Origin of the sequence: Bradyrhizobium sp. Y36, assembly GCF_002531575.1 — a bacterium.
Taxonomy (GTDB): domain Bacteria; phylum Pseudomonadota; class Alphaproteobacteria; order Rhizobiales; family Xanthobacteraceae; genus Bradyrhizobium.
Genome location: NZ_NWTI01000003.1, coordinates 35110 through 47434, shown reverse-complemented (window position 1 = coordinate 47434; position 12325 = coordinate 35110). Strand labels below are relative to the sequence as shown.

The following is a 12325-nucleotide window of genomic DNA, read 5'->3' as shown; positions in this document are numbered from 1 at the left end:
CCGAGGCAAAAGTGGTGGACGTCGTCTAGTCGTAGTGGATTTTGTCGTTGCTAGCATAGCGAGAACTGTCCGGCGACCCTCGCCGCCGGGAAATGGCCATGCAGGGCTCGTCAGCGGGACGAAGCCAGCCGATGTCCACAGGCCGGGTCCCAGGGCGCCGTCATGGGGAAGTTATCGGTTCCGAGGATCGACGGATGCCGGTGCCGATCCGCCGCCAGGATCGCATCCGGCGTCGGGCACAGACGCGACAGATGAGCGCATGACACTGGTCCATGGTCCGGCGGCAGCGACGCGACCGCCACGGAGCATCACCACCATGTCGGCGCGGTCGAGGTCGAGCAATCTGTGGCCGATGATGAAGATCGTCATCCGTCCACGAAGGGCGTCGAGAGCCGCCTGGACCTGCCTCTCGCTGTCGAAATCGAGGGCGCTGGTGGCCTCGTCGAGTATCAATACGTCCGGTCGCGTCAGAAGCGCGCGGGCAAGTGCGATCCGCTGGCGTTCGCCTCCGGACAAACGTGCTCCGGCATCGCCGATCATCGTATCGAGGCCGCGAGGAAGCTGCAGGACGAATTCGGCAGCGGCCTGTTTCAGCGCGTGCCGCAGATCGTCCTCGCTCGCGGTTGGTCGGGCCCAGAGTAGATTGGCGCGAATGGTGTCGTTGAACAGAAACAGTTCCTGCGGAACATAGCCGACGGCCCTGCGCCAGCGTGGCTGCAGGGCGGGGGTCAGTTCGACGCCGTCCACCGACACCGTGCCACGGTCCGGACCGAGAAGCCCTGCCAGGAGGTCCACCAGCGTGCTCTTGCCCGCCCCTGATGGCCCGACGATCGCCGTCGTGGTTCGGGCCGCGAACCGCAGCGAGACCTCAGTGAGCGCGGCTTCTTGGCGTCCATCATAGCACAAGGTCACGCCGTCGAGCCGGATCTCCCGCTGCGGCGGGAGCGCCGGATCGTCGCGGCCGGCCCTCGGCCGTCCGACCCGTTTGCATTCCGCGATCAATCGCTCGACCTCGGCATAGGCGGGCAGGGCGTGCAGCCATAGATGCGATTGCTGCTGAAGGTTTCCGAACATCGGGATCAGGCGCGCGAAGACGACAACCAGCGTCAGGATCTCCGCCATGGGCACCTGCCAGATGGTCAGCCCGACATAGATATAGACGGCCACGAGCGCCGCGCCTGCGGTCTGGAACAGCGCCCGCGACAGGCTCGCATCGGAGCTGAACGCCAATTGCGAGGTCCGCAGGTTCCGGCTGGTGGAAAGAATGGCCTCGGCCTGGCGGTGCTCGGCGCCAAGAATCTTGGCGAGCTTGATGCCGGAGAGACTGTTTTGAACGTCTGCGTGCAGCGCACGGCTGGCTTGTCCCAGTGTCTGGCCGAGGCGCAATGCGGCACGGCGATGACGCGCGAGCAGAAGGAAGATGCTACCGCCGCTGATGATCGCGAGCGCGCTGATCTTCCACGAGAGCAGGATCGCGGTGGAGAGATAGGCCAGCGTGATTGCGCATCCGGCCAGCAAACCCAGTCCGGCGTTGAGGCCGAGGCCGACACGGTTGATCTCCGTCAGCAGGAGGCTGGCATGATCCGCCTGCCGTTGCCCGACGATCCAGCGCCAGTCGGCATGGAGTATCGCATCGAGGCAGTCGCGGCGCAGGGCGTCGACGAACTCGAACTGGACGCTCGTCGCCAGCCGTTCGCGCGCAAACTGAATTCCGTTTCGCGCCATCACGACACCGACGAAGAGTGTCAGGACGCCGTGCAACGTCAGCGGGATTCCGGATGTCGCGAGCAGGCGGTTCAGGCCATGCGTTGCCCCGGTCTCCGGCGCCGATCCGAGCAGATCGAGCAAGGGAACGAGCAGGATCAAGCCCACGCCCTCGCTGATGCCGCCGAGAGCCATCAGGACGAGAAGCAAGATCAGGCGACCGCGCGGCGCCGTCGCCATCAGGCGCAGAAAAGTAGGCATGCCGGTCATGGGCCGCTGGACGCGTTGCCAGGCTGGTCGGTCGTGGCGACCGGGTGTCCTCGGCGGATCGCAGGGAGGGATTTGGCGAAGGTCGGGAGTTCTTCGCGGTGGATGTCTCCATCGGGAAGAAGCTCGCGCATCCGGGCGGCGTTTGGCCCTCCATTAGGTCCGGTGTTCTTCGACATTGATGCCCTCGCGCGAGCCGACTATCGGCAGATCGGGATTGATACGCAAGCGGATGTGTGGATATTGGCGACAGCACAGGCGTTCAGCCCCGGCTAAGGCGAATGACGAAAACCACGAGTGCAGGCGAGGCCGCGATGGCCGAACAGGCGATCCGGCACGACGTGCGGCAGTTCTCAACCCGCCGGGACCGTCGGCATTGATCCCGCTTCAAAAGGCACTGGAGCAACTGCCGCCCTACAGACGCGTCGAGTCGTTTCTGGGAGAGGCGTTGGTCGAACGGTTGCTGGCCTACGCGGCCCGTCGCGAAAGCGATTTCGTGTCGACGCGCGTCAACAAGGGCAGGCTGAACGAAACCATTCGGGTCTCGCGCATGCTGAGGGACTTGGGCGATCTGCGTCCCGAGCTCGAGGCGCGATTCCTCAGCGTCGTCGCGTGGGCCATTCAGGATCTCGGCCTCTCCGCCGTCAATCTTGCTCCGCTCGAACTCGAACTGGTGGCCCATGGCGACGGCGCCTTCTTTGCGGAGCACATCGATACCGCAACGGACGAGCCTCATGCCAGTTCGGCGCGGGCTTTGACCGGCGTCTATTATTTTCACCGCCAGCCCAAGGGATTTGGCGGCGGCGATCTGAGGCTGTTTGCGATGGCGCCCGCAGCGGACGGCGAACGACGCTTCGTCGATCTCCCACCCGGCCCGGACACACTGCTCCTGTTTCCGTCATGGGTCCCCCATCAGGTGCAACGGGTGTCCTGCCCGTCCGGTGCGTTTCTGGACAGCCGCTTTGCCATCAACTGCTGGTATCGCCATCGATGGGCGGAATGAGCGGCCGCGAAGATCGGTTCCGGTCCGCATGGTTCTGACTGACGGTTTCGACTGCAGATTTGTATCTGCGGCACGGAGACGCTAAAGGACCTCAGTTTTTTCGATATCGTGAAAGTCGGCGATCCCGTATGCGCAGCACGTTGAGCCTCACCGATACAGTATCCCGGGCACAGAAGCATCTTGCCACCGAGGTTGACGGCAACTTCATCCTGATGAGCATCGAGGGTGGCACGTATTGCGGGCTGGACGAGATCGCCAGCGACATCTGGCGGCGCCTGGCGCGGCCGTTGACCGTCGAAGCGCTCTGCCAGGCCATGGCGGCAAATTACCGCGGCGATCGTGAGCAGATCACGGCCGATGTTCTCGAACTGCTTGCGTCCTTGCGCGATCAGCGGCTGATCGATGTCGGGTGAATCTGGCAGAGTGACGGCCGGACCGGGCGGCGATCTGTTCTTGTGCGGCTGGCGTGTCCGCTCCGACCTCGTGCTTCCCGAACTGGCGCCTTGGAACGGAGACGAGCAGGAGCCGGATCTGACGATTCGGATCGGCGCCGTCCCGGCGAGGCTCGATGGCGCGCTTGATGTCTCGCCGCTGTTGCAGGTCACTTCGCAGCGGCAGGCCCGCCTTTCCATCGACGGCGTCGCGAGCTACTGGCTGCGCAGTTCGCACGAGATCGTCGTCGATCCGCAAATGGCCGCGGATTCCCCTGACATTCGCACGTTCCTGTTCGGCACCGTTCTGGGCCTTCTCGTGCATCGCCGCGGCCTGATGCCGCTGCATGCATCGTGCATAAGGATCGGCGGCAAGGGGGTTGCGATTTCAGGGATGTCAGGGGCCGGCAAATCGACGCTGGCAGCCGCCCTGACGCGGCGCGGCCACGCGCTGGTGTCGGACGATATCTGCGTCATCGATACCGGCGCCGTCGGCGGGCCCGTGGTATGGCCGGCATTCCCGCGCGTCAAACTGTGGCAGGATTCCCTGGAGGCCATGGGCATGGGATCCGATGGCCTGGAGGCGAACCGCTTCGGCCAGCGCAAATATTACCTGCGCTTCGCCGGCGCCGCCGACTTTCAGACCGCGCCGGTACCGCTGAAAGCAGTTCATCTGCTCCGCGCCCAGAACGTCGCTCTCAGCGGTCAAGCCGATATCCAGAAGCTGTCTCCGATGGCTGCGGTGGCAGGGCTGAACGATCAGATCTATCGGAAGCGCACCGCCGCAATCTGGGGACGGGAAGGCGAGCTCTTCAAGGCGATCGGACAGATCGTCAGCGCGGCCGATGTCTATCGCCTGACTCGCCGGAGCGATTTCTCCCAGCTCGATTCGTTGCTTCGAAGCATCGAGGACGACGCGGTGTCATGAGCGGGCTGCACCTGATCGCGTCCTATCCGAGATCGGGCAACACCTGGGTGCGGGCGTTGTTGACGGCCCTCATGCGAGGTGATGGCCCGCTCGACATCAACGCGTTGGAGGGGCCGATCGCCTCCGATCGCTCGTTTTTCGACAACGCGCTTGAAATCGAAACGTCTGATTTGCTGCCCGATGAGCAACGTCGATTGCGACCGCTTGCCCACCGGGCGGTCCCGCCGCCTGGAAAATCATTCCCGATCAAGACGCATGACGCGTGGCTGCCGGCGCCTGGAGCTGCCGAGCCACCGTTTCCACGCGAGGCGGTAGGGGCTGTGGTCCTGATCATCCGGGATCCGCGCGATGTCGCACCGTCGTTCGCGACCTATTACGGGGTCACACTCGATGAGGCGATTGCCTGGATGGCGCGACCCGAATTGTCGATCGGCAACAGCACGCAGGGTCTGCGGCCGCAATTGCCGCAGCTCGTCTCCAGCTGGAGCGCTCACACCGCAAGCTGGCTCGATTCAGGGCTCAATCTGACGCGCGTGCGTTACGAGGACTTGCTCGCCGATCCACTGCCGACCTTTGCGGCCATCGCGCGGGCTTTCGGCCAATCCGCGCCAGCGGATCTGCTGGCCTCGGCCATCGATGCCAGCCGTTTCGACAGGCTGCAGGCCGCAGAAAGCAGCGAAGGCTTTCGCGAGTCGTCGCCGGAAGCGCCGAACCGCTTTTTTGGCGCAGGAACCGCCGGCGGCTGGCGTCAGCGTCTGACGGCCGCGCAAGCCAGCCGCATTCTGCGCGATCATGGCCCCATGATGCGGGACCTCGGCTATGACGATTGAATGGTTGTTTTCCAGTCGGCTTCTTCGGGGACCGCATGACTGGAGTCGCGGATTCGCTTTTCAACTTTTGTTTTCCCGGTGATGATAATATCGTAGAGGAGACTTGGTCTTACGAGGATGAATCGATGCAGGATCATGAGAGTGCGGCAGAACGGCAACCCGCTGTGGAGACGCCGGTTTTGGAATGGCACAAGCCGGTCATGACCATCCTGCAAGCCAACAGCGCCGAAAATACTCCGGGCGCTTTTCCGGATGCGGGAGTTGACTTTTCGTGATCCGTTGCGGCCTTTGACGAGCTGGCTCGGTTCCGAATTTTTCCTTGAACTTGTTCGTCGCGAGAATCTGGTGTCCAGGCCGAAGCTGGGCGATGACAGTTGAGCGACGCTGCAGGCTCTGGGCGCGCCGCCGCGATCTCCCGCTGCTGGCCGAGGCCGTGCGCGAACTTGCGCTCGCCGCTCTCACCCTGAAGGTGCGGCCATTCGACCGGGTCGCGCGTGATCTCACCCGTCCTGCGGGTTCCGCCCTGGTCGACGATCCGGACCTGCTGTCGAGGCGCGTGCGTTGGGCTGTTCTGGCCGCGTCCAAACGCGTGCCGTGGCGCTCAGTCTGCTTCGACCAGGCTATTGCCGCGCAGCGCTTGTTGGGGCGGCGAGGCATTGCCGCCGATCTGGTCTACGGTGTCCGCAAATCGGAGCAGGGTCTGGACGCGCATGTCTGGTTGCGCCTCGCAAGCGGGTGGATCGTGGTTGGCGGTGAGCAGGCTGGGTTGTTTCGGCCCATTGCCATGTTCCGACCCGGACAGGACGATGTGACCGTCCCGCTAGACGATTGACGCCGGTACGATCGGTTGTGCCGACCGCAATGCGTGATAGAATTGTGATCGCGAATGGACTGGAAGGGACCTGTGGTGCGAGAGTCGGAAAATACTCAGAAGAGCGAAGCCGCCCAGGCTTCGAGTGCGTCCACGCCGGTCAAGGTTTGGCACAAGCCTGGGCTGACGATCGCTGACGCGAACACTGCGGAAAATGGACCCGGAGCCATTCCCGACAGTGGTGGAATCGATTTTTCCTGAGAGGCGATCACTCGTTACCGCCCTCGAAGCGGCGAAGGAAGCGGCCCGTCGCCAATCCTCGCGCCAGCGCGAGCTGGTAATCGTAGACGACCTCGGCCCGGTGCCATCCGCCGTCGGGCCAATTTTCGAGCAGACTGCGAAGGCGCGGCAGATCGAGGCTGGCCTTGGCCAGGGGGCTTCGTTCCAGTCTTTCGATCTCAGCCTCGATCTCCGGCCGGGCTGCGATCATGTGACGCGACCAATCGGCGGCTTGCATACCCTTGCGCCGTTCGAGCCTGACGATGTCGGGCAGAATTCCCTGCATTGCGCGGCGGATCAGCGAACGGTTTTCTCCGTGAAGCAGAAATTGCTCGGCTGGAATCGCAAGGCAGAATTCAATCAGGCGTCGGTCGGCGGTTGGATCACACTGTGTAAAGCCGTATCTGCGCTTGTAGGATCGCCAAACCATCGCGCCGTCAGTCCGCCCAAGCACGGCGAGTCGCACGTCCTGTCGCCCCAGGTCGGAATTGCCGACATTGCCGGCCATGGATTCTGCTTCGTCCAGGACGCCGACGCGGTCGGCGAAATCGGATCGTAACGCCGAGTACTCGCGCAGTCCTCGTTCCGGCCGGCCAAACAGCCCGCGCAGGAATCGGCGCATGTATGGCGGCAGCAAGGGTGCGATCACCCGGTTGCCGAGCGAAAGCCATGACGTCCCGGTGCGATGGAGCGTCCTCAGATGCCTGCCAAGCGTGATCCATTCGCCGTCGCGCGCCAGCCGGGTGAGGTAGCCGAAGCCGTCATAACTGATCGTCATGTTGCCTTTGCCACCGCTCAGCATGACGGTGACGCCGCGGCGCTTTGCTGCCTCGCCGAGCGCATGGCTCCAGATCTGATTCATCGTATTCACGGCGGGGATGCCGGAGGCATCGCCGATCTGATCGAGGACGTCGAACAGGGCCGGCCCCTCGTTGGGCACCAGCACGTGATCGATATTGGGATAGGCCTCCGCAACCCGCGCCGCCAGCGGGCCTTCGTCCCAGATTCGATCGCGGACAGCGCTGCCGTCGAAGCCTGACGAGGGAACGGCCGTAAAGGCCGACAGCCGCAGCCCACGCTGGTCGAGCTGACGCGCTGTGAGTGCCGCGACGCTGGAGCTGTCTAGGCCCGCGCTCAAATGGCTGCCGACGGCGACGGCGCCGGCAATCCTGCAGCGGATGGCCTGGTCCAGCAGCGCGCGGATGGCTTCGGCATAGTCCTCGTCACGCGCGAGCCGGATGGGACGCAATTCTTCCGGCCGCCAGTAGCGCAATTGTCGCGCGGTGCCGTCCTCGAACAGCGCGACATGCCCCGGGATCACCCGGTTGATCCCGCGATACAGCGTGCAGGCATCGTGCTGCGGCAGCAGCGCCAGCCAGCGCGCGATCCAGCGCTCGTCGACTTGCCGCTCGATTTGCGGATGCGTCAGGAGGCCCCGGGGCTCGGTCGCGAAGAAGACCTGGTTTCCGTCACGCCAGAAATGCAGCGGCTGGAATCCCAGTGCGTCGCGCGCCAGCAGCAGGCGTTTGGTTTGGCCGTCCCATACGGCGCAGGCGAAATCGCCGATCAGCCGCAGCGGGAAGTCCAGCCCCCAGCGTCGGTAGGCGTGAATGACGATATTCGCAGCCGACAGGCCGGCGCGCGGGACGTCCGGCTCGGTGACTTCGTCGAGGCGCCCGTGAAACAGTGCGACGATCGGTCCGGCGACAGCAAGCTCCGCGTCGTCGCAAACTCCCATCATGGTGCCGGTCTCGCGATGCCAGCTGGGCCTGGCCGGACCAAGTGCCATCGCCCGCAGCGCGCGCGGCAGATCCGGCATATCGTTCGTGAAATTGATTGCGCCCGCAATGGTCATGCCGCGCCGCCGTCAAGGCCGGAGAATGGAATGAAAACGATTTTCCACGCGGCGTGTTGCGGCGTTGCATGATTGCCGATCGGAAGGCAAGGCCGTCCGGGTTCGCTTCGACGTCCAACTCAGTCGTACGTTCAAGGCAATTCCTGTTACGTTGTCCATCATCGCCGGGATGTCCTTCCCGGCTCGATAGCCGACCCTCGGACGGATGCCAATGAGATTTCCCATGGCCTCGTAGCAACCCGCCAAGCGGCCTCCGGACGCAACGATCCTATCCATGGCAGCATAAGGCTGGCCTGCGGATGGCGATTGTCATGCCACCGGCAAATCCGCAGGAGCTCGGCGACGAATGAGGCCCGCCGGCGTGGAGCCGCCGCAGTTTGATCAAAGCAGTTGCGAGGCGCGGCTCATCAGACGTCACTATGTCAGTTGTATCTCCCTGGCATACCCGGCACTGATAATCCGAAGATGTGATTTTCACTTCCAATTTATGCATGTATGGCCCTAGAAGGGGCCGGCAGCGGAAGCCTCGTCAACTCGGATTTCTCGATCGCTCCAATTGCTTTTGGGGTCGATACGGTGCGAAATATCTCAGTAAAATGAACGGTTTAAATAGCAAATTCTCCGTCGCGCCCATGATGGACTGGACCGACCGGCATTGCCGGGTGTTCCACCGTCACCTGACGCGGCGGGCGCTGCTCTATACGGAGATGCTGACCACGGGCGCCGTCATTCATGGCGACCGGGAGCGGCTGCTTGGGTTCGATGCGGTCGAGCATCCGGTGGCGCTTCAGCTTGGCGGCTCGGATCCGCGCGAGCTCGCGCAGGCCGCGCGGATCGGCGAGGGGTTCGGCTACGACGAGATCAACCTCAATGTCGGTTGCCCGTCCGACCGCGTCAAGGACGGCCGCTTTGGCGCCTGCCTCATGGCGGAGCCGGAACTCGTGGCGCGCTGCGTCGAGGCCATGAAGCGCGCGGTCGTCGTTCCCGTCACGGTGAAGTGCCGTATCGGCATTGACGATCAGGATCCCGAAGTCGCGCTTGATGCGCTTGCGCGCGCGGTGGTCGCCTCCGGTTGCGACGCGCTGATCGTGCATGCCCGCAAGGCCTGGCTCAACGGATTGTCTCCGAAGGAGAACCGTGACATCCCGCCGCTCGACTATGATCGCGTCTATCGCCTCAAGCGCGCGATGCCCGATGTGCCTGTCATCATCAACGGCGGCATTCCTGGAATCGACGAGGCCAAGGCGCATCTCGAACATGTCGACGGCGTGATGCTCGGCCGTGCCGCCTATCAGGAGCCGTGGCGGCTCCTCTCCGTCGATTCCGACATCTTCGGCGAGGCAGCGCCACACGCGACCATGCAGGACGCGCTCGAGGCGATGATGCCCTATATCGAGCAGCAGCTTGCGCGCGGCACGCGGTTGCATGCCATCACGCGGCATTTCGTCGGGGCATTCCACGCGGTGCCGGGCGCACGGGCATTCCGCCGCCATCTGGCCGAGCAAGGTGTGAAGCCGGGTGCCGGTCTCGACGTGCTGCGCGATGCGATCGCGCGCGTCGGCGCACGCGCGCCGGCCGAGGCGGCTGCCTAGCTGCACCATGAAGCGCCGCGACATCCGGCTCTTCGTCGCTCTGTTTCAGCGGAACAGGTCGAAGTAATAGTTCACGCCGAGGCGAGGTGTGGCCAGGGGCGTGGCGTCGCGGCTGCGATCAGTCGATCGCCGTGCGCGAGCGGCGATGGCTGCTCTGGAGCTCGGGATAGCCTGTCAGCATCAGCTTGTCGGCGCGCACGCCCCAGCTCTCCAGGCGGTCGAGGAAGCTCATGCCGAGCAGATTGGTCTTCATCTGTCCGCGCTGAACGACGAGGGCCGGTACCGATTTTTCGACGAGGTGGCCGACGGAGAGGCGGTCGAGCGTCAGGCGGGCTGCCTTGGTATGGCCGCCCGCGGTTTCGAGGTCGACATCGTATTCGAGCATTTCGAGCGGCAGCCCGATCGCCTTTGCGGTTTCCCAGGTCAGCACCACCGACGTCGCGCCGGTATCGATCACCATCGGCGCTGCGACGCCGTTGATCTTCGCCTTAAGCGCAAATTCGCCGCCCTGGCCGCGAGGGATCTGCACCGCTGGTGCGGGCGTCGCCGTCTGCGCACGAAAAATGTGCGAGACCTTGTGGCTGGCGCGCGCGATCTGATCGGAATCGCCGTAGGCGACGACTGCACCTGCCGTGCCGGCGAGCATGACGAGAACGAGCAGGAAGCGGATCATCGCGCGCCTCCGGCGGCGCGCAGGCCGGTCAGGTGCGTTTCGGTGATGCCGCGATCGGCACAAGTCCGGCTTCCGTCATGCGTGCCGGCAACAGGGCCATGACGGCGAGCCGTTCCGGGCTTTCCATGGCGTGCCAGCGCGCGATCTCGGGCAGGGTTCGGCCGCAGCCGAAGCAAAGCTTGGTTTTGGGATCGATCATGCAGACGGCGACGCACGGCGTTTCTTTGTTCATTCGGACATAGTGAGGGATGGTCGGGCATGTCTGCAAGCATCTGGTTAGGAGCCCGTGCCGGCGCTCATGATCGGCTTGTGGCGCGGCCGGCGTTTCTCGTCGGGCAGTACGGAACTCTCCGGCTGGAGCGGTGGGGAATCATCCGATAGCGGCGCAAGCGCGCTCATCACACGTTCCGGCGGGAACGTGACGATCACCTCGGTGCCGATGCGCAGCTTCGATTTCAGGGTGAACGTGCCGCCATGCAGGTCGATCAGATTCTTGGCGATGGGCAGCCCGAGGCCGGCCCCCTGTTCTGCCGATTTGATCGAGTTGGAGCCCTGGCCGAACGAAGCCAGCACGACCGGGATCTCGTTCTCGGGGATTCCGGAGCCGGTATCCTTCACCGAGAGATATTGTCCACCGGAAGCGGTCCATCCCGCCTTGAGCCAGATCTCGCCGCCCTGCGGGGTGAACTTGATCGAGTTGGAAATCAGGTTGAGCACCACCTGGCGGATCGCGCGCTCGTCGGCCCAGAGCCGCGGCATGGCCTGCTCGAATACTTCGTGGATGGTGATGCCGCGGCTCGAGGCACGCAGCTTCATCAGATGGTGGCAGTCGGCGACGATGCCGACCAGCGACACGGCTTCCTCGTTGAGCTCGTAGCGGCCGGCCTCGATCCGCGAGAGGTCGAGGATCTCGTTGATGAGGTTGAGCAGGTGGACGCCGGAATTATGAATGTCCGCCGAGTACTCCTTGTAGACCGGCACCGCGTGCGCGCCGAAGATCTCGCTCTTCATCACCTCGGAGAAGCCGAGGATCGCGTTCAGCGGGGTACGCAGCTCGTGGCTCATCTGCGCAAGGAAGCGCGACTTGGCGACGTTGGCGGACTCGGCGCGGTGGCGCGCTTCGTCCGAGATCGCCTTGGCCTGTTCGAGCTCGCCGATCAGCGCGTCCTTCTCGGCCCGCGCCTCGAGCGTCGCGAAGGTCGAGGAATGCAGGCGATGCGCCAGCAGCACGAAATAGCCTTCGGCGGCGAGGGCGAGCGCAGCCAGGATGTAATTATCCAGCGAGCCGGTCATCGCGAAGCTCAGCGCCATCGCAACCGCGACCGGCGCGGTGGCGGCGAGGGCGGCGATCGGCAAGTTCGCGGCCAGCATGCTCGACACTGCGATCACCAGCAGCATCAGGAACATCATCAGGGTTTCCGTGACCATGTCGAGCACGGGATGGATCAGGATCGCCATCCAGCACAGGCCATAGAGCAGGTCGAGCACTACGAAGCGCGTTCGCCATGTGCGCATCGCCGCGGGCGAGGCCGGTTCGGTCAGGAAGCGCCGGCAGCTGCGGACCATCGCACTGTGCAGGCAGAGCATGCCGGCGGTCCAGGCGGCGGCGGGGATCGGCTGCATCCACAGACCGAACAGCACGCCGGTTGCGACCACCAGCAGCATCACGACATAGGAAGCCGACAGCCGGGTCTGGGCATATTGGCGCAGCATCTCGGCGTCGAAGGCCGGACGGGTTCCGCTGGTCGACGTTAACTTGTCCCGCGCCTCGCGCACCCGCTGCGCCGCAGCCCTTCGGCTGCTCGCCGATGGAGCGCTCACCGGCTCGGCCGGAAGCTGCACTACCTCAGGCTTTTCAGCGGGGTTACTCATCAAGCAACAACGATTCCTGCCCACGCCGGACGCGGGCCTTCTGCATTGTCTATCTCTGGCAAGAAATCCTTAAGAGGTGA

12 protein-coding genes are annotated in these 12325 nt (G+C 64.2%); 7 read left to right on the top strand and 5 right to left on the bottom strand.

Annotated elements, in window-relative coordinates; all coding sequences use genetic code 11:
• Positions 1-171: 171 nt before the first annotated feature.
• A complete protein-coding gene (locus CO669_RS06905; RefSeq protein WP_097659031.1) occupies positions 172-1974 on the bottom strand; it encodes an ABC transporter ATP-binding protein in 1803 nt (600 codons plus the stop codon).
• Positions 1975-2347: 373 nt separating this feature from the next.
• Between CO669_RS06905 and CO669_RS06900 the strand changes: the two genes are divergently transcribed.
• From CO669_RS06900 to CO669_RS06875, 6 genes are all read left to right on the top strand, one after another.
• Complete coding sequence (locus CO669_RS06900; protein WP_158228746.1) at positions 2348-2974, top strand: 2OG-Fe(II) oxygenase; 627 nt, start codon at positions 2348-2350, stop codon at positions 2972-2974.
• Between the two features lie 128 nt (positions 2975-3102).
• Positions 3103-3387 carry a PqqD family protein gene (locus tag CO669_RS06895; RefSeq protein ID WP_097659029.1) on the top strand — a complete coding sequence of 95 codons (285 nt, stop codon included), beginning with the start codon at positions 3103-3105 and terminating at the stop codon, positions 3385-3387.
• A gap of 10 nt (positions 3388-3397) precedes the next feature.
• A complete protein-coding gene (locus CO669_RS06890; protein ID WP_158228745.1) occupies positions 3398-4333 on the top strand; it encodes an HPr kinase/phosphorylase in 936 nt (311 codons plus the stop codon).
• Entirely contained in the window at positions 4330-5163 is an 834-nt protein-coding gene (locus CO669_RS06885; protein ID WP_158228744.1) for a sulfotransferase domain-containing protein, read from the top strand. The genes CO669_RS06890 and CO669_RS06885 overlap by 4 nt, the downstream gene beginning before the upstream one ends.
• Positions 5164-5198: 35 nt before the next feature.
• Positions 5199-5438, top strand: coding sequence for a hypothetical protein (locus CO669_RS06880; RefSeq protein WP_097659027.1), 240 nt, complete (start codon positions 5199-5201; stop codon positions 5436-5438).
• A gap of 92 nt (positions 5439-5530) precedes the next feature.
• Positions 5531-5995: a lasso peptide biosynthesis B2 protein gene (locus CO669_RS06875; protein ID WP_097659026.1), complete on the top strand. Its 465-nt coding sequence runs from the start codon at positions 5531-5533 to the stop codon at positions 5993-5995.
• 247 nt (positions 5996-6242) lie between these two features.
• On the opposite strand, the gene CO669_RS06870 is transcribed toward CO669_RS06875, so the two are convergent.
• Positions 6243-8108 (bottom strand): asparagine synthase, encoded by a 1866-nt coding sequence (locus CO669_RS06870; RefSeq protein WP_097659025.1) that lies wholly within the window; start codon positions 8106-8108, stop codon positions 6243-6245.
• Positions 8109-8704: 596 nt separating this feature from the next.
• Between CO669_RS06870 and dusA the strand changes: the two genes are divergently transcribed.
• Positions 8705-9700 carry a tRNA dihydrouridine(20/20a) synthase DusA gene (gene dusA, locus CO669_RS06865; RefSeq protein ID WP_097659024.1) on the top strand — a complete coding sequence of 332 codons (996 nt, stop codon included), beginning with the start codon at positions 8705-8707 and terminating at the stop codon, positions 9698-9700.
• 118 nt (positions 9701-9818) lie between these two features.
• Here the strand turns inward: dusA and CO669_RS06860 are convergent, their stop codons facing one another.
• The 3 genes from CO669_RS06860 to CO669_RS06850 are packed head-to-tail and all read right to left on the bottom strand — an operon-like array spanning position 9819 to position 12245.
• Positions 9819-10373 (bottom strand): TIGR02281 family clan AA aspartic protease, encoded by a 555-nt coding sequence (locus CO669_RS06860; protein WP_097659023.1) that lies wholly within the window; start codon positions 10371-10373, stop codon positions 9819-9821.
• 28 nt (positions 10374-10401) lie between these two features.
• Entirely contained in the window at positions 10402-10605 is a 204-nt protein-coding gene (locus CO669_RS06855; protein WP_097659022.1) for a DUF1289 domain-containing protein, read from the bottom strand.
• Between the two features lie 44 nt (positions 10606-10649).
• Positions 10650-12245: a sensor histidine kinase gene (locus tag CO669_RS06850; RefSeq protein ID WP_097659021.1), complete on the bottom strand. Its 1596-nt coding sequence runs from the start codon at positions 12243-12245 to the stop codon at positions 10650-10652.
• Between the last annotated feature and the right edge of the window lie 80 nt (positions 12246-12325).